Source organism: Streptomyces sp. NPDC002144 (genome assembly GCF_053593695.1).
Window position 1 is genome coordinate 315,703 of record NZ_JBSFDB010000004.1, and the last position, 21,557, is coordinate 337,259.

At 71.3% G+C, this 21,557-nt stretch carries 19 protein-coding genes; 3 read left to right on the forward strand and 16 right to left on the reverse strand.

Going from position 1 to position 21,557, the window contains the following annotated elements; translation table 11 throughout:
- Nucleotides 1–83: 83 nt before the first annotated feature.
- The 9 genes from ACWCQ1_RS08680 to ACWCQ1_RS08720 all read right to left on the reverse strand — a co-directional run bounded on the left by ACWCQ1_RS08680 (nucleotide 84) and on the right by ACWCQ1_RS08720 (nucleotide 9,939).
- The gene (locus ACWCQ1_RS08680; protein WP_451026120.1) at nucleotides 84–884 is read right to left on the reverse strand and encodes an HAD family hydrolase; all 801 of its coding nucleotides are present in this window, start codon (nucleotides 882–884) and stop codon (nucleotides 84–86) included.
- Nucleotides 881–2,158 carry a serine--tRNA ligase gene (gene serS / locus ACWCQ1_RS08685; protein ID WP_451026121.1) on the reverse strand — a complete coding sequence of 426 codons (1,278 nt, stop codon included), beginning with the start codon at nucleotides 2,156–2,158 and terminating at the stop codon, nucleotides 881–883. Before serS ends, ACWCQ1_RS08680 begins: the two co-directional genes overlap by 4 nt.
- Before the next feature lie 551 nt (nucleotides 2,159–2,709).
- The gene (gene pheA, locus ACWCQ1_RS08690) at nucleotides 2,710–3,642 is read right to left on the reverse strand and encodes a prephenate dehydratase (protein ID WP_358600469.1); all 933 of its coding nucleotides are present in this window, start codon (nucleotides 3,640–3,642) and stop codon (nucleotides 2,710–2,712) included.
- Nucleotides 3,643–3,752: 110 nt separating this feature from the next.
- Nucleotides 3,753–5,042, reverse strand: a complete 1,290-nt coding sequence (gene efeB / locus ACWCQ1_RS08695) for an iron uptake transporter deferrochelatase/peroxidase subunit (RefSeq protein WP_358600466.1) — start codon at nucleotides 5,040–5,042, stop codon at nucleotides 3,753–3,755.
- A gap of 8 nt (nucleotides 5,043–5,050) precedes the next feature.
- Entirely contained in the window at nucleotides 5,051–6,964 is a 1,914-nt protein-coding gene (locus tag ACWCQ1_RS08700; protein WP_358600463.1) for a copper resistance CopC/CopD family protein, read from the reverse strand.
- Nucleotides 6,965–6,978: 14 nt separating this feature from the next.
- Nucleotides 6,979–7,431 (reverse strand): copper chaperone PCu(A)C, encoded by a 453-nt coding sequence (locus tag ACWCQ1_RS08705; protein ID WP_358600460.1) that lies wholly within the window; start codon nucleotides 7,429–7,431, stop codon nucleotides 6,979–6,981.
- Entirely contained in the window at nucleotides 7,428–8,081 is a 654-nt protein-coding gene (locus ACWCQ1_RS08710) for an SCO family protein (protein WP_133048295.1), read from the reverse strand. The genes ACWCQ1_RS08705 and ACWCQ1_RS08710 overlap by 4 nt, the downstream gene beginning before the upstream one ends.
- Nucleotides 8,082–8,160: 79 nt before the next feature.
- A complete protein-coding gene (locus ACWCQ1_RS08715; protein WP_358600456.1) occupies nucleotides 8,161–8,892 on the reverse strand; it encodes a YcnI family copper-binding membrane protein in 732 nt (243 codons plus the stop codon).
- 243 nt (nucleotides 8,893–9,135) lie between these two features.
- Nucleotides 9,136–9,939 (reverse strand): hypothetical protein, encoded by an 804-nt coding sequence (locus ACWCQ1_RS08720; RefSeq protein WP_358600453.1) that lies wholly within the window; start codon nucleotides 9,937–9,939, stop codon nucleotides 9,136–9,138.
- Nucleotides 9,940–10,172: 233 nt separating this feature from the next.
- Between ACWCQ1_RS08720 and ACWCQ1_RS08725 the strand changes: the two genes are divergently transcribed.
- Nucleotides 10,173–10,619, forward strand: a complete 447-nt coding sequence (locus ACWCQ1_RS08725) for an ATP-binding protein (RefSeq protein WP_133048292.1) — start codon at nucleotides 10,173–10,175, stop codon at nucleotides 10,617–10,619.
- Between the two features lie 37 nt (nucleotides 10,620–10,656).
- Here the strand turns inward: ACWCQ1_RS08725 and ACWCQ1_RS08730 are convergent, their stop codons facing one another.
- From ACWCQ1_RS08730 to ACWCQ1_RS08745, 4 genes are all read right to left on the reverse strand, one after another.
- On the reverse strand, nucleotides 10,657–11,928 hold the full coding sequence (locus tag ACWCQ1_RS08730) for an MFS transporter (RefSeq protein WP_451026122.1): 1,272 nt from the start codon (nucleotides 11,926–11,928) through the stop codon (nucleotides 10,657–10,659).
- Between the two features lie 68 nt (nucleotides 11,929–11,996).
- On the reverse strand, nucleotides 11,997–13,364 hold the full coding sequence (gene pdxR / locus ACWCQ1_RS08735) for a MocR-like pyridoxine biosynthesis transcription factor PdxR (RefSeq protein WP_358600446.1): 1,368 nt from the start codon (nucleotides 13,362–13,364) through the stop codon (nucleotides 11,997–11,999).
- 80 nt (nucleotides 13,365–13,444) lie between these two features.
- Nucleotides 13,445–14,935, reverse strand: coding sequence for an aminopeptidase P family protein (locus ACWCQ1_RS08740; protein ID WP_133048289.1), 1,491 nt, complete (start codon nucleotides 14,933–14,935; stop codon nucleotides 13,445–13,447).
- A gap of 116 nt (nucleotides 14,936–15,051) precedes the next feature.
- Nucleotides 15,052–16,563: a PP2C family protein-serine/threonine phosphatase gene (locus ACWCQ1_RS08745; RefSeq protein ID WP_207929974.1), complete on the reverse strand. Its 1,512-nt coding sequence runs from the start codon at nucleotides 16,561–16,563 to the stop codon at nucleotides 15,052–15,054.
- 495 nt (nucleotides 16,564–17,058) lie between these two features.
- Here ACWCQ1_RS08745 and ACWCQ1_RS08750 point away from each other — a divergent pair, with 495 nt between their 5' ends.
- Together ACWCQ1_RS08750 and ACWCQ1_RS08755 are read left to right on the forward strand one after the other, a co-directional pair.
- Nucleotides 17,059–17,724 (forward strand): bifunctional DNA primase/polymerase, encoded by a 666-nt coding sequence (locus ACWCQ1_RS08750; protein ID WP_358600442.1) that lies wholly within the window; start codon nucleotides 17,059–17,061, stop codon nucleotides 17,722–17,724.
- A 56-nt stretch (nucleotides 17,725–17,780) separates the two neighbouring features.
- On the forward strand, nucleotides 17,781–18,347 hold the full coding sequence (locus ACWCQ1_RS08755) for a hypothetical protein (RefSeq protein WP_133048286.1): 567 nt from the start codon (nucleotides 17,781–17,783) through the stop codon (nucleotides 18,345–18,347).
- A gap of 245 nt (nucleotides 18,348–18,592) precedes the next feature.
- On the opposite strand, the gene ACWCQ1_RS08760 is transcribed toward ACWCQ1_RS08755, so the two are convergent.
- From ACWCQ1_RS08760 to ACWCQ1_RS08770, 3 genes are all read right to left on the reverse strand, one after another.
- On the reverse strand, nucleotides 18,593–19,555 hold the full coding sequence (locus ACWCQ1_RS08760) for a DUF5926 family protein (protein WP_451026123.1): 963 nt from the start codon (nucleotides 19,553–19,555) through the stop codon (nucleotides 18,593–18,595).
- Between the two features lie 176 nt (nucleotides 19,556–19,731).
- On the reverse strand, nucleotides 19,732–20,379 hold the full coding sequence (locus ACWCQ1_RS08765) for an ATP-binding protein (protein WP_133049772.1): 648 nt from the start codon (nucleotides 20,377–20,379) through the stop codon (nucleotides 19,732–19,734).
- A 146-nt stretch (nucleotides 20,380–20,525) separates the two neighbouring features.
- On the reverse strand, nucleotides 20,526–21,353 hold the full coding sequence (locus tag ACWCQ1_RS08770) for a glycerophosphodiester phosphodiesterase (RefSeq protein WP_133049771.1): 828 nt from the start codon (nucleotides 21,351–21,353) through the stop codon (nucleotides 20,526–20,528).
- Between the last annotated feature and the right edge of the window lie 204 nt (nucleotides 21,354–21,557).

The window sequence follows — 21,557 nt, forward strand, 5'->3', positions numbered from 1 at the left end:
GCGCGACTCGGCGCCGACAGGTGCCGCCGCGCCCACCCGTGCCGCCCAGCGGCACGGCCCGCAGCTGCGCGGACCTGAGGCGGCTACGTGAGCAACCGCTCCAGCACCACCGCGATCCCGTCCTCCTCGTTGGAGGCCGTCACCTCGTCAGCCACCGCCCTGAGCTCCTCGTGGGCGTTGGCCATGGCCACCCCGTAGGACGCCCAGGCGAACATCGGGATGTCGTTCGGCATGTCGCCGAAGGCGATGGTCTCCGCCGCCTTCACACCGAGCCTGCGCGCCGCCAGCGACAGTCCCGTCGCCTTCGACAGACCCAGCGGCAGCAGTTCCACGATGCCCGCGCCCGCCATCGCCACCGTGACGAAGCCACCAGCCGCCCGGCGGGCCGCCTCGGCCAGTTCGTCGTCGCCGAGCGTCGGGTGCTGTATGTAGATCTTGTTCAGCGGGGCGGCCCACAGGTCGGCCGCGTCCGTGAACGGAACGGCGGGCAGTGAGCCGGTGACCGCGTAGCCCGGCCCGACCAGGACGTCGCCGTCCAGCCCGTCCCGGCTCGCCGCCAGGTGCAGGGGGCCGACCTCCGCCTCGATCTTCGCCAGGGCGACGCCCGCCAGCTGCCGGTCCAGCGTCACGGACGTCAGAAGCCGGTGCTCCCTGGCGTCGTAGACCTGGGCGCCCTGACCGCAGACGGCGAGGCCGTCGTAGCCGAGGTCGTCCAGGATGTGCCGGGTCCACGGCGCTCCGCGCCCGGTGACGACGATGTGCGCGGCGCCCGCCGCGGCGGCTGCGGCGAGCGCGTCACGGGTGCGGCGGGTGACCGACTCGTCGGAGCGCAGCAGCGTTCCGTCGAGGTCGGTCGCGACCAGCCGGTAGGGGAAGTCGCTCACTTGGCGACCGGCTCCAGGACCTCCCGGCCGCCCAGGTACGGGCGCAGCACCGGCGGCACGTACACGGAGCCGTCGGCCTGCTGGTGGTTCTCCAGGATCGCCACGATGGTGCGCGGTACGGCGCACAGCGTGCCGTTGAGCGTCGCCAGCGGCTTGACCTGCTTGCCGTCACGGACGCGGATCTGCAGCCGCCGGGACTGGAACTCGGTGCAGTCCGAGGTGGACGTCAGCTCGCGGTACTTGCCCTGCGTCGGGATCCACGCCTCGCAGTCGAACTTGCGTGCGGCCGAGGCGCCGAGGTCGGCGGAGGCCACGTCGATGACCCGGAACGGCAGCTCCAGCGAGCTCAGCCACTGCTTCTCCCACTCCAGCAGCCGCCGGTGCTCCGCCTCGGAGTCCTCGGGGGCGACGTAGGAGAACATCTCCACCTTGTCGAACTGGTGGACGCGGAAGATGCCCCGGGTGTCCTTGCCGTGCGAGCCGGCCTCGCGGCGGAAGCACGGCGAGAAGCCGGCGTAGCGCAGCGGGAGGCGGTCGACGTCGAGGATCTCGTCCATGTGGTACGCGGCGAGGGGGACCTCGGAGGTCCCGACCAGGTAGAGGTCGTCGTTGTCGAGGTGGTAGACGTCCTGGGCCGCCTGGCCGAGGAAGCCCGTGCCCGCCATCGACTGGGGGCGCACCAGGGCGGGCGTCAGCATCGGCGTGAAGCCGGCCGCCGTGGCCTGGGCGATCGCGGCGTTGACGAGCGCCAGCTCGAGCAGGGCGCCGACGCCGGTGAGGAAGTAGAAGCGGGAGCCGGAGACCTTGGCGCCGCGCTCCACGTCGATCGCGCCGAGCAGGGTGCCGAGCTCCAGGTGGTCCTTGGGCTCGAAGCCCTCGGCGCCGAAGTCGCGGATCGTGCCGTGCGTCTCGAGGGTGACGAAGTCCTCCTCGCCGCCGACGGGCACGTCGGGGTGGACGAGGTTGCCGAGCTGGAGCAGCAGCTCCTGGGTCTCGGCCTCGGCCGCGTCCCGCTCGGCGTCGGCGGCCTTGACGTCGGCGGCGAGCTGGCCGGCCTTCTTCAGCAGCTCGGCCTTCTCGTCACCCGCGGCCTTGGGGATGAGCTTGCCGAGCTGCTTCTGCTCGGCACGCAGCTCGTCGAAGCGGACGCCGGACGACCTGCGCCGCTCGTCGGCAGACAGGAGAGCGTCGACGAGCGCGACGTCCTCTCCACGGGCGCGCTGGGACGCGCGCACACGGTCGGGGTCCTCACGGAGCAGGCGAAGGTCAATCACGTGGCCAAGGCTACCGGTGCGGGGATACGGCTCACGACTCAACCATTCCAACGATCACGAAAAGACCTTTACATGGCGTTATGGGTGAAATGCGCAGCGTGTCAATAAAAGGTGTCCCACTCCCCGAGACGGATCATGCCACCGGCGCCGGGTTGACCTGAATCCCTTGTGCGGGACGGGACTTGGGCGTCGGTTGTCCACAGGGATCCACACCCTCGGAAGAGTTATCCACAGGCTGTGCGGGGGATCTGTGGATTTCGGAATTGATCACTCCGAAACCGGGGGATCACCGTGAGGATTCCCTGCCCAAACCCGCTCTTACCCCTACTTTCGAGTGGGAAGGGGTCGCCCCAAAGGATTGCCTAAAGGAAACGAGTGGACGAACGGTGATGTGCGCGCATGTGGACGCGGCGGTGCCCGGAGGGCAGATTTGTCGACACGGTCGCCTGTTGATGTCGACTTGTCCCCAGGTCGAGAAGCGGACCTGTGGATAACTCCTGTGGATAACGAAAATCTGCAGGTAGGACCGGTGTACAGCGTCCGTTAACACGCTAGAAACGTCCATCCTGGCAGCGCGCCACCCAGTCCGACGCCGCTACGAACTCCTCGTCCGAGGTCCCGGCCCGCGGAGCGCTCACGTCCTCGACGCCGACGTCCGCACGCGGGTACGAACCGAGGTACCGCACCTCCAGGCAGATCCGCTTCAGCCCCATCAGGGCCTCGGCCACCCGGCGGTCGGAGATATGACCCTCGGCGTCGATGCAGAAGCAGTAGTTGCCGATGCCGGCGCCGGTCGGACGGGACTGGAGCAGCATCAGGTTGATGCCTCGGGTGGCGAACTCGCCCAGCAGATCGCGCAGACCGCCGGGGTGGTCGTCGCGCTGCCACAGCACGACCGAGGTCTTGTCCGCGCCGGTCGGGGCCGCCGGACGGGCGGGCCGGCCGACGAGCACGAAGCGGGTCTGGGCGTTCTCGGCGTCGTGGATGCCGGTCTCCAGCGCGTCCAGCCCGTACAGGGCGGCGGCGAACTCACCGGCGAAGGCGGCGTCGTACTGACCCTCCTGGACCAGCCGGGCCGCGTCCGCGTTCGAGGCGGCCGACTCCCAGTGCGCGTCAGGGAGGTTCGCGCGCAGCCAGTTGCGCACCTGCGGCTGGGCGGCCGGGTGCGCGGAGACGGTCTTGATGTCCGTCAGCTTCGTGCCGGGCCTGACCAGCAGCGCGAAGGTGATCGACAGCAGCACCTCGCGGTAGATCATCAGCGGTGCGCCCGCCACCAGTTCGTCGAGGGTGGTGGTGATGCCGCCCTCGACGGAGTTCTCGATCGGCACGAACGCGGCCTCGGCCTCGCCGGAGCGGACCGCGTCGAGCGCGGACTGGACGGACACGTACGGGACCAGCTCCCGCGTGGCCGCCTCGGGCAGCGTGCGCAGGGCGGCCTCGGTGAAGGTGCCCTCGGGACCGAGATAGGCGTAGCTCGCAGGCATGACCTCACCCTAATGGCCCTCACGGAAGACGGCTCACGCGTCTCGGCGAAGCCCTCCGGTACGGCCCCCGCGCCCCCGCGGAGCCCTTCCGTACCGCCCCACCCGGCCCGTCAGCCCTCCAGCAGCGCCTGACCCACGTACTCCCCCTTCGCCGCGCCGCCCGGCACCGCGAACAGGCCGCTGGACTCGTGGCGGATGTACTTCGACAGGGCGTCCCCGCGGTCGAGCTTGCGTTGGATGGTGACGAAGCCGCGCAGCGGGTCGGCCTGCCAGCAGACGAAGAGCAGACCCGCGTCCGGCACCCCGTCGGCGTCGATGCCGTCGTGGTAGGAGAACGGCCGCCGCAGGATCGCCGCCCCGCCGTTCTGGTCGGGCCGGGTGATGCGGGCATGGGCATTGACGGGGACCACGTACTCGCCCTTGGCGTCCGTCTTCTCCAGGTCCATCGCCGTCGTCTCCGAGCCGCCCGACAGCGGTGCGCCGTTGGACTTGCGGCGCCCGATGACGTTCTCCTGGGTGGTGAGCGAGAGCTTCTCCCAGTCGTCCAGCAGCATCCTGATGCGGCGTACGACGGCGTAGGAGCCGTTCGCCATCCAGGACGGGTCCTTCGAGCCGGACGCCGGCACGAAGACGCGCCGGTCGAAGTCGGCGTCCGTCGGCTTGGGATTGCGCGTGCCGTCGAGCTGGCCCATGAGGTTGCGTGCCGTCATGGGGTGGGCCGTGGCGCCCGGGGTGCGGTTGAAGCCGTTCATCTGCCAGCGGACCTTCGCCGCGCTCCCGGCTTCCTTCTGGATCGCGCGCAGGGCGTGGAAGGCGACCAGGGCGTCGTCGGCGCCGATCTGCACCCACAGATCGCCGTCGCTGCGGTCCTTGTCGAGCTGGTCGGAGGAGAAGTCGGGCAGCGGGTCGAGGGAGACGGGCCGCTGCTTCTCCAGGCCGGTCCGGGCGAAGAAGCTGTGCCCGAAGCCGAAGGTGATCGTCAGAGACGAGGGCCCGGCGTCGCGGGCCACGTCCGTGTCGTCGCTCGCCGCCGGTTCGCCCGCAATGAACCGCTCTGCCGTCGCCGACCAGCGGCGCAGCAGCGCGGCCGCCTCCTTGCGGCCGGCCCCCGCCACCAGGTCGAAGGCCACCAGGTGGCCGCGCGCCTGGAGACCGTCGGTGATGCCGGGCTGATGTTTCCCGTGAAACATTGCCATGTTCGCGCCGACGGAGGCCAAGGGCGTGGCCTCGGAGGGTGCCGCGGAATACCCCACGGCACCCCCTGCCGCGCCGAGCACGAGCCCGGTGGCGCCGGCGGTGCCGAGCAGGGCGCGGCGCGAGATGCCGTCCCGGGCGGGGGTCTGCGGAGGGACACCCGTGTCGAGCGGTGTCCGGGCCTGCGGACTGGTCTGGTCAGCCATGGTGCGGTTCAGCCGATCTGCGCGTTCTTTGAGACGGTCACCTGGTCGATGGCGGAGGTGCGCACGGTGACGGCGACCTTCCAGTCGCCGGCCATGGGGATCTGCACCCCGTTCGCCGCCCAGTGCCCGGTGGTGATGTGGTCGGGAGAGACGGGCAACGGCCCGATCTTCTTGGCGTCGAGGGTGAAGGCGACCTTCACCTCGGGGACGTCGAAGGCGCGGCCGTTGGGCCGGGTGACGTAGACGTGCATTTCGTTGGCGCCCACGCCCGCGGGATCGAGGTCGACCGACACCACGCCCTTGCCGTCGGTGCCGCCCGTGTCGAAGGGCATGGTCAGCGTGAGCGCGCCGGAGGAGGAGTCCGACGTGGAGGAGGAGGCCGACGTGGAGTCGGCGGCCGCCTTGGCGTCCTGCTCGGTACGGCCCGGCTCGGTCTGTGTCAGCACCGTGGTGACGGCGAGCAGCACGACGGCCACCCCCGCCTCGGCGAGCACGGAGCGCCGCAGCCCGAACCGGTGGGGGTCGGCGTCGCGCCGCTGCTTCTGCCGAGCCGTGTCCATGGCCGCCTGCTGGCGGGCGAGCTGAGCGGCCCGCTTGGAGTCGCCGGTGGTCTTCGTCCCGCCCGCAGTCCCCTTCTTCCCGCTGGCGCCCGCGCTGACGTGCTCCTTCTCCCGCTTGCCCGCCTTGGCAGGCACGGTGTCCACCAGCCGGGCCGTCCAGCGCCGCGAGATCGAAGCGATGCCGACGAGCAGCGCCACGAGCCCGATCTTGATGAGCAGCAGCTGTCCGTACGCGGTGTCGGTGAACGCCGACCAGGAGCCGAGCTGGCGCCAGGACTGGTAGACGCCGGTCGCCACCAGCGCGAGGACACTGCCGAAGGCGACGGTCGAGAAGCGCCGTACCGCGGAGGCCTCGATCGGAGTCTGCGAGCGGTACAGGGCGACCAGCAGGGCGGTGAGTCCGCCCAGCCAGGCCGCGACGGCCAGCAGGTGGACCACGTCGACCGGCATGGCGATGCCCGGCTGCAGTCCGGTCGAGGCGTGCTCGGCCATCGCCCAGCTCGCCGCGAGCCCCGCGGACACCACGACTCCGCCGATCGCGAGCCCGAAGGTCAGGTCCCGCTTCTCGTCGTCCTCGCGCTTGTCGTACGCACCGAACAGCACGGCGATGAACAGGGCCGCCGCGGCGAGCAGCAGCAGCCGGGACACCAGCGCCGCGCCCGTCTTGGTCTGCAGCACCTGTCCCAGCAGGCTCAGGTCGAAGATGTCGCCGACCTTGCCGGTGCTGGTGTACGAGCCGCGCAGGAGCAGCAGCAGAAGGGTCGCCGCGGTGAGCGAGAGCCACCCCGCGACCACGAGCCGCTGCAGCGGCCGTACGCCCGATCCGCGCTGCCAGCAGCCGAGGACGAAGGCCGCGCCGCCGACCATCACGATGAAGCCGGCGTACGACATGTAGCGTCCGAAGCCGTACAGCCAGCCGACGACCCCACCGCCGACCTCCTGCCCGACCGCCTTGACGGAGGTCTTGGACGGGGCGCCGATGGAGAAGGTGAAGGCACCGGCGACGGGATGGCTGTCCGCCGACACGACCTGCCAGGACACCGTGTAGGTGCCGTCGGCCAGCCCGCTGTGCAGGGGCACGGCGTACGTGGTGCCGCTGATGTTCGACGGCTTGGCGGTGTCGACCCGCTTGCCCTTGGGATCGAGCACGCGCAGCGAGTCGGAGTTGGTGGCGACCTTCTCGGAGAAGGTCAGCGCGACCTCGGTGGGAGCCTTGTCGACCACCACCCCCTGCGCGGGGTCGCTTCCGGTCAGCGCGGCGTGCGCCGAGGCCGGTCCGGCACCGGCGAGCAGCGCGCCGGCGACGGCCAGGAACAGCAGCACCAGGGCCCGCAGTCGGCGGGGGGTGATGGTCGGTGTCACGGTCGTGCCTTCCCTCAGTGGCCGGTCGCAGGGTTGTACGTCGCCGACTTCACCGGCATCTCGATCGTGATCGGATCGGATGTGGCGAAGTGCAGTTCGACGGTCACCTTCTCGCCCTGCACCGGCTTCCGCTTCAGGTTCTCGAACATCAGGTGGTTGCCGCCGCTCTTGAACACGAGTTGACCGTGCGCGGGCACATCCAGGGACGTGACCTGCTCCATGGACTGCCCCACGGTCTCGTGGAGGGTGACACGAGCGGAGGCGCCGCTGGTGACGGAGGTCAGTTCGTCCTTGGCGCCGCCCTTGTTGACGACGGTGAAGAAGCCCGCGGCCATGTCGCCGGTGACCGGCTGGGGCATGTAGGCGGAGCCGACGGACAGTTCGGGCTTGGTGTCGCCGGAGCCGCCGCAGCCGGTCAGGGCCAGCGTCCCGGTTATCAGCAGGGCCGTCGGGGCGAGCCGGTTCACGGGGTCTGCCCCTTGATGATCTTGGGTAGGTCCTTGGTGTAGTCGTCGACGGTGGCGTCCTCGCCGTACAGGACGTAACCGCCGTCGGTCTTCGGCGAGAACGCGATGACCTGGGTGCCGTGGACCGAGACGACCTTGCCGGTCTTCTTGTCCTTGTGGGTGGGCTCGATCGAGATGCCGAGGGTGCGGGCACCGGCCTGGATGGTGGCGAAGTCGCCGGTCAGGCCGATGAACTGCGGGTCGATGCCCTTGAGCCACTTGCCCAGCTCCGACGGGGTGTCACGGGCCGGGTCGGTGGTGACGAACACGACCCGCAGCTTGTCCTGCTCGGCCTTGGGCAGCTGCTTCTTGGCGACGGCGATGTTGTTCATCGTCAGCGGGCAGATGTCCGGGCAATGGGTGTAGCCGAAGTAGATCAGCGTGGGCCGGCCCGCCGTCTCCTTGCGGAAGTCGTACTTCTGTCCCTTGGTGTCGGTGAGCACCAGATCCGGCTTCTCGAACGGCTGGTCGAGGACCGTCGCGGCCTTCTGCGAGGAGTCCTCGGAGACCACGGCGACGGCTGAGTCGCCGCTGTCACCACTGCCGCAGGCGGAGAGGGTCAGGGTGGCGGCGGCGAGCAGCGCGGCCGCGGCGAACGTCTTCTTGCGCATAGAAAAATGTCCCAGATGTGAGAGTCCCGGTGTGCACCGGGGGTCGTACGCCCCCGGTGCACACGGCGGATCGAGGGCTTCAGGCGTCGGTGCGTCGACGGCCGGCGAGGACGCCGTAGGCGACGCCCAGCGCGCCCACGGCGATGCCGACGACGCCGAGCACGCGCGCGGTGGTGTCGGTGCCGTCGCCCGTGTCGCCGGAGGAGTCCGCAGCGGTCGTGGTGGTCTTGTCGGAGGCGTCCTCGGCCGTCGCCGTGCCGTGATGACCGTCCCCGGAGGCGGCGGACAGGGTGAGCACGGGAGCCGGGCTCTCGGGCTCCTTCTGGCCGTCCTGCGGCACCTCGATCCAGCGCACGACCTCGTTGTCGGAGTACGTCTGCAGCGCCTTGAAGACGAGTGTGTCGGTGTCCTCGGGCAGGGCGCCGACGGAGACCGGGAACTTCTGGAAGTAGCCGGGCCCGACGCCCTTGTCCTCGGCGGTCCAGGTGATCTTGGAGACGGCTTCGTTGATCTTCTCGCCGTGCATCTCGACCGGCTTGGCCAGCCTGGACTTGGTGACCTGGATCTTCCAGCCGGCCATCGGCTGCGGCAAGGCGGAGGCCAGCGGGTGGCCGGTCGGGAAGGTGACCTCGAGCCTGGTGGTCGAGGCGTCGTCGCGCTCGTTGGGGACCTTGAAATCGATCACCGCGTAGCCGCCCTTGGCGGCCGTGCCCTCCGGCTGCACGGTGACGTGTGCGAACGCGGGGGCGGACAGGGCGAGCACCGCGGAGCCGGCGAGGGCGCCGGTGGCGGCGAGACGAGAAGCCTTCATGGCAGGGAGCACTCCACTTCGAGTGAGGTTCCGGTGATGACGAGGGGTACGCGCGCGTGGCCGTCGCCGTGGTCGAAGAACTCGGCAACGCGGGCACGCGCGTGTGCGCCGCGCGACGGCGGCCCGTCATCCGAAAAACGGAAACCGGGAAACGGAGATCAGGAACCGGAGATCAGGAACCGGAGATCAGGAACCGGAGACCAGGAACCGGGAACTCGAAACCGGAAGAGCGGTCGCGTCGCGTCAGGCGGCGAGGGCGTACGCGACGGCCGGCGGGCCGCGCCGGATCACCGAGTGCTGGAGTGCGGTACGGGGCTTCGGCGGCGCGAGCAGCGCGGTGCGCGGCGGTCGCGGGCACACCCCGGGTGTGGTGGGCAATCCGGCGCGCAGGGCGCGCACCAGGGCCAGGGCGGCGCGCAGCGACCGTACGAGCGCCCCGTCGGCCAGGGAGCCGGCGGACAGGGCCATGAGCCGGAGCAGCGCGAGGTCGCCGCGGCGCAGCAGCCAGCCGGCGGCGACGGCCGCGAGGACGTGACCGAGCAGCATCGGCAGGGATGGCAGCAGTGACGTGGTCGTGGACAGCGCGTCCGTCGGATGGCGCATGGAACTCATGTCCATGGCCGGGGTGGTGGACAGCCGGGCGTCGGCGAGGATCCGCCGGGCGTGCGCCGGAGTGATCGCCGCCGCCGTCGTGCCGCACACCAGCCGTGCCGCGCGTTCGACCAGCGAGGCGTCGGTCGACGTCATCGCCATCCCGCCGGTGGCCGAGGCGCTCTGTCCCAGCCCGAACAGCGTGTGCAGCACGGTCTGGCCGAGCGCCAGCAGCGCGGCGATGCCGGGCAGCGAGCGCTCGCGTCCGGCGAGCGGCGCCGCGACCAGGAGGGCCCCCAGGAACCCCGCGCCCAGCGTCCACAGCGGAACGGTGGCGCAGGAGGCCAGCGTGTGACCGCCGGCGGCCAGCACGACGCAGACCGCGGCGAACACCGCGGCCCGCAGCATCCGGATGTCTCGTCCGGAGCGCGCCGTGCGCTGGAGGGGGTCGGTCATGGCGCGCTCATCATCCCATTGGCCGTACGGCCGCCATACGGCAGGTCCGCAAGGTCGTGTCCGGCTGGGAAGATCACCCTCTGGTGTGAGTCGATGGGGGCTGCCCACACATACACCGATTCCGGCCTGTATGCATCGACCATATGGGCGGTGTCACGTCAACTCCGTGCTTACACACGGGCACGCGCGGCAATAAGAAACGGTATGTCGAGCCGCGGCCGGGAGGCTGGAGCATGAGCATCTGGTGGTCACTCCACTTGCGGCGGGAAGCTGCGAGCGTTCCTCTCGCGCGACGGCTGCTGCTCGGCACGATGGAGACGGCGGGCGTCGACCCCGACGTCTCCTACGACCTCTCGGTCGCGCTGAGCGAGGCCTGCGCGAACGCCGTGGAGCACGGCGGCGACGCGGCGCGGGGCGCGTACTCGGAGGCGTACCGGGTCACCGCCTATCTCGACGGCGAGAAGTGCCGCATCGAGGTCACCGACTCCGGACCCGGCATCTCCGGCACCGCCCCCGTCCGCCCGGCCCGCACCGACGCCGAGCACGGCCGGGGCCTCTGCCTCATCCAGGCACTCGCCGACCACGTACACATCGGCGACAAGCCGGGCCGCGGCGGCACGGTGGTGAGCTTCGACAAGATCCTCAAGTGGCGCGAGGACGCGCCCCTGATGGCGGTGTGAGCGGCGGGAATCGGCGGGCTTCGGGGGGCCTGGCTCTCTAGCGGGCCACCAGCACCGGCTGCTCGACCTTCTCGCCCGACTGACCGGCGGCCCACCTCGTCGCCGGCCCCATCGCATACGACGCCCCCACCGTCGCCCCGCCCAGCAGCAGCCACCCAGGCGTTCCCCATCCCACCAGCAGCGAGGTCAGCAGCAGCGGGCCCAGGGTGCGGGCCACCGTCACGCCGGTGCCGAAGAAGCCCTGGTACTCGCCGACCCGGTCCACCGGCGCGAGATCGAAGGACAGCTGCCAGGAACCGGCCGACTGCCCCATTTCGGCGACCACCTGCAGCACGGCCCCGACGACCAGGAACCCCACCGCCGGCCAGCGCGGCACCCCTCCCGAAAGCGCGAACACCGCGCACGCCGCCAGCATCACCCACCCCGAGCGCCGCACCGCGCGCGTGGCGGACCCGAGCCCCGTGACACCGCGCGCCATCCGCACCTGGAACAGCATCACCGCGCCGGTGTTGAGCACGAACAGCGCCGAGACCAGCCACGCGGGCGCGGTCGTCCGCTCGGCGATCCAGAGCGGCAGCCCCAGACTGAGCAGCGGCATCCGCAACAGCAGCACGGTGTTGAGCAACGCGACCACCACATACGGCCGGTCCCGCACCACACCGAGCCTGTCCCGTTCCCGCGTCGGCCGCCCCCGCAGCCCGCCCCGCTCCCGCCCCTCGCCCACCGCGACCGGTGCCACGGCCGGCAGCCGGAGCAGAAGGGCCGTGCACATCAGGAAGCTCGCCGCGTCCAGGGCGAACACCCCGAGGTACGCCGTAGGGCTCCCCGCCTGCAACGCCAGTCCGCCCACCCCCGCGCCCACCGCCAGCCCGGCGTTCAGCGTCGCCTGCAGGTGCGCGAGCAGCCCCGTCCGCTCCCCGGCCGTCACCAGTCCCGCGAGCAGCGCCTGTCGGGCCGCCGCCAGGCCCGACTGCGCCGTCGCGTACGCGCAGGCGGCGAGGACGAACGGAACGAACCCCCGCACCACCAGGAACGAACCGACAGCGGCCGCGGTTCCCACCGCCAACAGCACGGCCGCACCCCGCGCTCCACGTCGGTCGGCGACCCGTCCGAGCGGCACCCCGGCCAGCGACCCCACCGCCCAGGCGACGGTCAGCCCGAGCCCCACACGCGCGGGCGCCAGACCGACGACATGCGTGAAGTACAGCGCGGAGGTCACGTAGTAGGCGCCGTCGCCGATCGAGTTGGCCAGCTGGGCCAGCGCCAGGACGCGCCGCGGACCTGCGGGCGGAACGAGTCGAGTGGTCATGCCAGCGAGACTACGAAGGCAATGGGCCCCCGGACAGGACCAATCGCTCGCTGTCTCGCTGGCCCAATTCAGCTGCCTTCCAGTACCTTGCCCAGCACCTCCAACGCCTCCGGATACACCCGTTCCCGAGGCGTCCCGTACCCCACGATCACGCCCTGTGGCCGGTCCTCGCCCGGCGTGTGCCAGTGGTCGCCGAGCCGCCCCAGCGCGAGCCCCTCCGCCTCGGCGCGCTTGACTACCTCCGCCTCGTCGGCGACCTCCACGAGCGCGTGCAGCCCGGCGGCGATCCCGCGCACGTTCCGTCGCCCGCCGAGCCGGTCCAGGAGCTGGTCCCTGCGCCTGCGGTACCGGAGCCGGCACGCGCGCACGTGCCGGTCGTAGGCATGACTGTCGATGAGCTCCGCGAGCGCCAGCTGGCCGATGGACTCGGTGTGGTGGTCGCTGTGCAGCTTGGCGTCGGCGACCGCGTCGATGAGGTGCGGCGGCAGCACCATCCAGCCGAGCCGCAGCGCCGGCCCGAGCGTCTTGGAGGCGGTGCCCAGATAGACGACCTGCCCGGGAGCCATCCCCTGCAACGCGCCCACCGGCTGGCGGTCGTACCGGAACTCCCCGTCGTAGTCGTCCTCGACGATCAGCCCGCCACGCGCGCGTGCCCAGTCCGTCAGCGCCCGCCGCCGCTCGGGGCGCAGTGTGACGCCGGTCGGGTACTGGTGGGCGGGGGTGACGACGACGGCCTTGGCGTCCACCAACGCGTCGGCGCACACCCCGCGCTCGTCGACCGGCACCGGCACCACGGTGCCGCCGTTGTGCCGCACGACCTCCCGGTGGAACGGCAGCCCCGGGTCCTCCATGGCGATCTCGCCGCCTTCCAGCACGCGCGTGAGGAGCGCGAGCCCCTGCACGTACCCGGAGGTGATCACGATGCGCTCCGGGGGCGCGATGACCCCTCGCGCGCGCCCCAGGTATCCCGACAGCGCCTGCCGCAGCTCCGTGCGGCCGCGCGGGTCCCCGTAGTCGTACGCCAGCAGGGGAGCCGTGGCGATGGCGCGCCTGAGCGCCCGCAGCCAGGCCGCCGCCGGGAACGCCCCGACGTCCGGGCTGCCCGGCCGCAGATCGAAACGCGGGGTACGCGCGTGCGTGGCCGCGTCGGGCGCCTCCTGGTCGGCCGAGGGCAGTTGCGCGACCTGCGTCCCCGATCCCTGCCGAGCGGTCAGATACCCCTCGGCGACCAACTGGTCGTACGCCGCCTTCGCGGTCCCCCGGGAGATCCCGAGCTCACTCGCGAGCCGCCGGGTGGCGGGCAGCCGTGTGCCGGGCGCCAGCCGCCCGTCCCGCACGGCGTCCCGCAGGGCCCGCTCCAGCCCGACCCGCCGGCCGTCACCGGCATCGGGCTCCAGATGCAGGTCGACCCCGACACCGGCCAAGAAGTCGTTCACGAAAACCCTCCCCCTAGGTACGTGTGTCCAGGCACGTCGATGGCCGGGCACCTCACTGGTACCCGGCCATCCGTCCCGTATCAGCCCTTGAGCGAAGCCATCCAGGCCTCGACCTCGTCCGATCGCCGGGGCAGGCCCGCCGACAGGTTCCGGTTCCCGTCCTCGGTCACCAGGATGTCGTCCTCGATCCGGACACCGATGCCCCGGTACTCCTCGGGCACCGTCAGGTCGTCGGCCTGGAAGTACAGCCCCGGCTCGACGGTGAGGCACATCCCCGGCTCCAGCGTGCCGTCGACGTACGACTCCACGCGCGCGGCGGCGCAGTCGTGCACGTCCATGCCGAGCATGTGGCCCGTCCCGTGCAGCGTCCAGCGCCGCTGCAGCCCCAGCTCCAGCACCCGCTCCACGGGGCCCTCGACCAGCCCCCACTCGACGAGCCGCTCGGCGAGCACGCGCTGCGCGGCATCGTGGAAGTCCCGGTACTTGCCGCCCGGCTGCACGGCCGCGATACCGGCCTCCTGGGCGTCGTACACGGCGTCGTAGATCTTCTTCTGGATCTCGCTGAACCGCCCGCTCACCGGCAGCGTCCGCGTGACGTCGGCGGTGTAGTACGTGTGCGTCTCGACGCCCGCGTCCAGCAGCAGCAGCTCACCGGAGCGCACCGGCCCGTCGTTGCGTACCCAGTGCAGCGTGCACGCGTGCGGTCCGGCCGCGGCGATCGTGCCGTAGCCGACGTCGTTGCCCTCCACCCGCGCGCGGAGGAAGAACGTGCCCTCGATGTACCGCTCGCTGGTCGCCTCGGCCTTGTCGAGCACGCGTACGACGTCCTCGAAGCCGCGCACCGTCGAGTCGACGGCCTTCTGCAGCTCGCCGATCTCGAACTCGTCCTTGACCAGCCGCGCCTCGGACAGGAAGACCCGCAGCTCCTCGTCGCGCTCGGCGGTGACCTTGTCGGTCAGCGCCGCCTCGATCCCGGCGTCGTACCCGCGCACGACGCGCACCGGGCCGGTCGCCTCGCGCAGCGCGTCGGGCAGCTCGCGCACGTCGGAGGCCGGGATGCCGTACAGCTTCTCCGCCTCGGTCAGCGAGTGCCGGCGGCCGACCCACAGCTCGCCCTGGCCGGAGAGCCAGAACTCGCCGTTCTCGCGGTCGGAGCGCGGCAGGAGGTAGATCGTCGCCCGGTGGCCCTCGGCGGTCGGCTCGAGCACGAGCACGCCGTCCTCGCTCTGGTTGCCCGTGAGGTACGCGTACTCGACGGATGCCCGGAAGGGGTAGTCCGTGTCGTTCGAACGGGTCTTCAGGTTGCCCGCGGGGATCACCAGACGCTCGCCCGGGAAGCGCGCGGACAGCGCCGCGCGGCGGGCCGCGGTCTCGGCGGCCTGCGCGATCGGCTCCAGGCCGCGCAGCTCCGTGTCGGCCCAGCCGGACTTCATGTTCTCGGCCAGCTCGTCGGACACGCCCGGGTACAGGCCGTTCTTGCGCTGCTTGATCGGCTCCTCAGACTCAGTCTCCGGGTCCGCTGCGGCAACAGCGGATGTCTCAGCCGGATTGAGCTCTTCGGCCACGGTCATCCTCCTCGATACGGCACTGGACCCCCTCCATCGTACGGTCGTACGGAAGGGGGCCCAGGGACGAAAGGCCTGTTACCGAGGGAAGCGGCGCGCGTACGGAAGAACTCACCTCCGGCTCACTCGAAGCGTGCCGCCAGCAGGACGACGTCCTCCTCGCCGTCCGCCGCGTCCAGCCCCTCCGGCAGCACGGTGCGCAGCACGTGGTCGGCGATCGCGTCGGGGTCGTGCCGCAGCGCCCTCGGCACACCGGCCGCCGCAGCGTGCAGCCGGGCGAAGGCGCGGTCGGTGGGGTCCCCGGTGCGGTGCAGCAGGCCGTCGGTGTAGAGCAGCACCGTCTCGCCGGGCTGGGCCTCGAGTTCCACGCTGGGCGCCTCCCAGCAGGCGAGCATGCCCAGCGGCGCGGACACCGACGTCTCCATGTACTCGGTGCGCCGCTCGCCGACCAGCAGCGGGGGGCAGTGTCCGGCGCCGGCCAGGGTGATCTTGCGCAACGCGGGTTCGCAGTAGGCGAACAGTGCGGTCGCGGAGCGGGCGGGCTCGGTGAGGCGCAGCAGCAGCTCCAGGTCCGACAGGACGGCCACCGGGTCCTCGCCCTCCATCACGGCGTACGCGCGCAGGGAGGCCCGCAGCCGGCCCATCGCGGCGACGGCGCTCGGCCCGGAACCGGTCACCGAGCCGACCGCGAGGCCGAGGGCGGCGTCCGGCAGCGGCAGCGCGTCGTACCAGTCGCCGCCGCCCCGCGGGCCGGTGCGGTGCCGGGAGGCGAGCTGGACGCCGGCGACGCGGGGGAGCCGGGACGGCAGCAGCTCCTCGGTCATCGTCGCCATGCACGCGCGCGTGCGCTCCACTTCGACCAGCCGGCCCAGATGCTCACCGGCGTAGCGCGCGTACAGGCCGACGAGGTGGCGCTGGCGCTCGACCGGCTCGGCGGGCTCGTCGTACAGCCACACGGCGGCGCCCAGGCGGCCCGTGGCCTCGGCGGACAGGGGGAGGGAGTAGCTCGCGGCGTAGCCGAGCCGGGCGGCCACCTCGCGGTGGCGGGGATCGAGGCCGTCCTCGGAGAGCAGGTCGGGTTCGGCGATCTCGCCGTCCGCGCCCGGCAGTCCGTCCAGGATGCGGCCGTACGGCATCGCGCTGCGCGGCACGGTCTCGATGTGACCGAGGTCGGCCCGGCCGAGGCCCAGGCCGATCGTCGTGGCCGGGCCGAGTCCGTCGGCGGGCTCCAGTACGACGAGACCGCGCCGGGCGCCCACCAGGGCGGCTCCGGCGCGCAGCAGTTCGGTCAGGGCGTCCGCGAGTGCGTCCGTGCGGACCAGCCGTTCGGTCAGTTCATGGAGGGTCGTGAGGTCCGAGACCCAGCCGGCGAGGCGGTCCTGGAGCAGTGCTCCCGGGGCGTTCGGCGGGGGGACCGGGGTGGTTCCCGGGGCGACGGGCGCGGGCGCGACAGTGTGTGCGGGCGCGGGAACCGTTGAATCGATTCCAGCCACTTTCGGAGGGTGAGGGGCGTTCATGGCGTCCGGCTTTCCGACCGGTGCGTACTGCTCAAAAGCATCGCAAACCCCCATGTCATTCTGCGCCGCTAGCAGTGTCTCCACATGTACACGCACTCGTAAGGGGATGTCCAGCATTGTCCTGCTGGGATTCCTGGTGTCCGTGGTAAGCGAGTGCCTCGCCTGCCATAAAGCAAAGTTGGCCTAAAACTGCCTCGGGTAACGGGGTATTGCGGTCGACTGGCCTTGCTCCACGGAGCGTCACAGCGGTCGTGATGGGTACGTACTCGGAGAAGACCAGGGGCGGTTGACAGCCACCCGGAACCTGGTGACCGACCCGGGCGTCCTATCCACCGACGACCGTGCCCCATCCTCCCGTGGCGGAGGCGAAGAGAAATACGCGGGACGGCAAAACGCCAGACTTCGCCACCCCCCGCCATGCCCATGCTTTTGACTGACGCAGTATGGGTGGCGAGGCTGCCACGGAAGCAGCCCACGTTCTACCCATAGGGGTTCCCCTTGCCTCCAGCAGGGGTGTGATGCGCCAACAGGTACGCACAGTGAAGTGATCGACACATGGTGTGATGTGGCCCACGGTGTTGCCAGCGGTGCAACGGAAAGGAACGAGCGCTCATGCGCGAGATCCTCGGAAGGCGACGCAGGCTCCTGTCCCAGCGCAGTGACGGAAGGCCTGAGTTGATCAGCGCGGCCCTGACCTTCGCGACGGAATGGCAGTGGCCCGTACTCCCGGGTGTGGCGGCGGATCCGCAGGGACGTTCCCGCTGCGCCTGCCCCGACCCCGAGTGCACGGTGCCCGGCGCGCATCCCTTCGACCCCGGTCTCCTCGCCGCCACCACCGACGCCCGGATGGTGCGCTGGTGGTGGACCAACCGGCCCGCGGCGCCGATCGTCCTGGCCACCGGCGGCTCAGCGCCCTGTGCGGTGAGCCTGCCGGCCCTGGCCGCCGCGCACACCCTCAACGCCCTGGACCGCATGGGCCTGCGCCTGGGCCCGGTCGTGGCCTCGGCAGGCCGCTGGGCGATCCTGGTGAAGCCGTACTCCCTGGAGCAGCTGGGCGAACTGCTCTACGCCAAGGACTTCGTCCCCGGCTCCCTGCGCTTCCACGGCGAGGGCGGCTACCTCGCGCTGCCGCCGTCCGAGACCGGTGAGGGCGAGATCCGCTGGGAGCGCGCGCCGCTGCCCGGTTCCGCCTCCCCCTGGGTCCCGGACGTCGAGCCCGTGGTGGACGCGGCGGTGGAGGTCCTCACTCGTACGGGTGTCAGCGCGCCCGAGTTGTAGGGGTGTCGAGCGCGCGTGGGACGGCACACGCGCGCGTGGTCGTTATCTTCCGCTCTATGCCGCGTCATTCTGGTGGGCACCCCACGGACCCCCGAACCCGTCTGCTCGCCCTCACCGCCGTCGTGGTGTGCGCGGTCGCGCTGCCGCTGGCCGTGGCGTCCGCGGGCCCGGTGGGCGACCAGGGCGGTGCCGTCGTACGCACCCTGACCCACGACGACCCCAAACTGCCCGCCGCCGAGCCCAGCCGCTCCCCCTTCCTGCTCGGCCTGGGCCTGGCCACCGCGGCCCGCTGCGGTCCCCAGCTCACCTCCCCCGAGGGCGTCGAGGCGCAGACCTGTGTGCTCACGCAGGGCCAGGACACCTGGGCGCGCACCTACTACCGCAACGCCACCGGCCGGGCCCTGGACTCCGTCCTGAGCCTCATGGGCCCCGGCAGCCGGACCGTGCAGACGAACTGCGCCGTGGACGGCGGGGACGAGCCGGGGACCTGTGAGACGCCGCGGGAGCGCACCCGGGGCTCGCTGGACGGCTACACGGCCGTGTCGGAGTTCGCGGAGCGCGCCGGGAGCGGGCGGCTGCTGCTGCGGTCCGGGAGCAACTCCGGGGACACCGCGGGAAGTTGACGAGCGACGGCATTCCGTAAAGGAAGCGCGGCATGAAAAAGACCCGGTTGCTGGCGACGGGGGATGCACCAGCAACCGGGCTACTCGAACGGTAACAAGAGATCGGCGGTTCGCAAATTCGATCCGGGCTTTCCGGTCACCCATCTGCCTTGCCCCTGGCGGGACTTGTGCGCGCGGTGGCCGATCGCCCGTGACCCGGCGGGGCTGATCCGCCGTTCAGCCCCGTCCGATTTCGTCAACGCCTGTCAACTGAGCGTGACCTGCCGGTTGGTGAGGCCGCCGCGCGCGCGGCGCTCGTCGGCGGTCAGCGGCGCGTCCGAGGCCAAGGCACCGGCGAGCCGCTCGGCGAACTCCGCGGCCGGCTTCTCGATGTCCTCGGCGGTGACCGAACTCGGCAGGTCCCAGACCGGCACGGTGAGCCCGTGAGCGCGGAAGGAACCCACGAGGCGGGTTCCGTCACCGAGGTTCGACCGGCCCGCCGCGTGCAGCCGCGCGAGAGCGTCCAGAAGCCGCTCCTCCTCGTGCGGCATGACCCAGCGCAGGTGGTTCTTCTCCGGCGTCTCGCACCAGTACGCGGCGTCCACCCCGGTCAGCTTCACGGTCGGGATGGCCGCGGCGTTGGCCCGCTCCAGCGAGGCGGTCACGTCCGGGGTGGCGTTCTCCGGATCGGGGACCCAGAACTCGAAACCGCTGTGCACAACTGGCTCGAACGCGCCTTCGGGATCGAGCAGCTCCTGCAGCCGCGGACCGTCGGAGGGCGCCCGCCGGCCCTCGACCGGGGTGCCCGGCTCGGCCGCGAGCGCGCGCCGGAGCGTGTCGGCGAGGTCGCGGCTGATGTCGCCCGACGCCGTGTCGTTCTGCAGGCCGATCAGCACCGAGCCGTCGTCGCGGCGCAGCGCCGGCCAGGCCATCGGCAGCACCGTGGCGAGCGTGACCGACGGAACGCCCTCGGGAAGGCCGTCCTTCAGTGCCAGCTCGACCGTGGCCGCCGGTACCAGCTCGCGCAGCGCCACCCAGTCGCACTCACCGGGCAGTCCCTCGAAGGGACGGTGCACCAGCTCGGTCACCGCGTGCTGGGCGGCCCGGCCGTGACAGGCCTTGTAGCGGCGGCCGCTGCCGCAGGGGCAGGGCTCGCGCGCGCCGACGACCGGGATCTCTCCATCGGCGATCTGGGGCTTGGCCTTCGTCTGGGGGCGCTTCTTGGCCATCGTGGGTGTCTCCCGGTTACGGCTCGTCTCGTACGTCGGGAGCCTAGCCGTTCACGCCATGAGCGACGGGAGCCTGTGGACAACCGGCGACGCTCGTGCCGACCTGTGGATGACGCGCGGGCGGTGGATGACGCGCCGGCGTGGACAGCGCTCCGGCCTGTCCCGGAAGCGGCGTCTCAGTCCAGGTCGTCGAACGCGTCCGCGAACTCCAGGCCGGGCATTCCGGGGATCCGTGACACCGTCGGTGCTGTGACCCGCGTGGCGAAGTCGTCGCGTCGGCGTCCGGCGTCCGGGTCGTGAACGTCCTCGTGGACGACCACCCACACTGTGACCTCGCCGCGGGCGTCGTCCCGCACGCCCCAGTCGTCGGCCAGAGCGGTGATGATGTTCAGCCCGCGGCCGCCGTGCGCGGTGACCGAGGGCGTGGCCGGAGCAGGGCGGGTGGGCCCGCCGCCGTCCGTCACCTCCACCGTGAGCCTGCCGCTCACGTCGACCCGCCAGGCCGCGCGGACGTCACCGTCACCGGCCAGGGCGTCGCCCAGCGGCCGGCCGTGTTTGCACGCGTTGCTCAAGAGTTCGGAAAGAATCAGTACGGCGTCGTCGATGACCGCTTCCGACACACCGCCCCTGCGCAGTTGCGCACGCATACGGTGTCTCGCCTCGCCCACGCCCGCAGGGCCATGGGGTACGGCCATGCTCGACGACGTGGGCACCTCCTGTGCCACCACCAACGCCACCCCCGAGACCTCCTTCGCCCCACGCCACGGTGTGGATGCCCCATTGGCCTGTACCGGAAACCGGCCGGCACGAGCCCGGTGACGCATTCGCAACGATCGAATACGGATCGAGCGCGCCGGAGCACTCCCTGTAGCCGAGTGGCCTGATTTCGACGGTCGCCGGAGTGGGAGAATGGCGTTAAAGGGGGCGAAGGGTCAAGAGTTCTTCACAGGTCTTTACCAGTGGCACACCATCAACGGCCGAGCTGGCGCAGCACCGCGCGCGGGCGGTTGGTGATGATGGCGTCGATCCCCAGCTCCAGGCAGAGGTCCACGTCCTCGGGCTCGTTGACGGTCCACACGTGCACCTGGTGGCCGGCCCGCTTCAGGCGCTCGATGTACCCCGGTTGGTTGCGCACGATCCGGATCGAGGGGCCGGCGATCCGGACACCGGCCGGCAGCCGCCCGTCCCGCAGTCGCGGCGAGACGAACTGCAGCAGATAGACCGTCGGCAGGTTCGGCGCGGCGGCCCGCACGCGATGCAGCGATCGCGCCGAGAAACTCATCACGCGGACCGGGGACTCCGCGGCCGACGCGGGCGCGTCCAACCCGAACCGTTTCAGCAGCACCAACAGCCGCTCCTCCACCTGCCCCGCCCAGCGCGTGGGGTGCTTGGTCTCGATGGCCAGTTCCACGCGCCGCCCGGCGTCCGCGACCAGCTCCAGCAGCCGCTCCAGCGTCAGTACGGCGGTGTGCTCGCGCCCCTCGGGCAGGTACTCCCAGTCGGGCTCCTCGTCGCGCGTCCGCCAGAACTCGCGCGCCTTGCGGGAGCCGAAGTCCAGGGCGGCCAGATCGGCGAGCTCCAGCGCCGACACCGCGCCCCGGCCGTTGGACGTACGGTTGACGCGACGGTCGTGGACGCAGACGAGGTGGCCGTCCGCCGTCAGGCGTACATCGCATTCGAGGGCGTCCGCGCCGTCCTCGATCGCCTTCTTGTAGGCGGCGAGGGTGTGCTCCGGGGCCTCCTCGGAGGCTCCGCGGTGGGCGACGACTTGGATCGTGTGCTGCCGTACGTGGGTCACCGCGTCATGGTGCCACCGCCAGGGGGTAGTCGTGGCGTCGAAGAGGCAGAGAATGCATCCTTTTTGCGAGTCATGACCTATATAAGGAATGGCCCCGGACCCACAGGCACCGCTTATGGTGCCCTGACGGCTCATGGGAAAAGCTGACGGCATACAAAAGGACATGCACAGCTGCAGCGCGCCGGACCGTCGAGGAACGTGAAC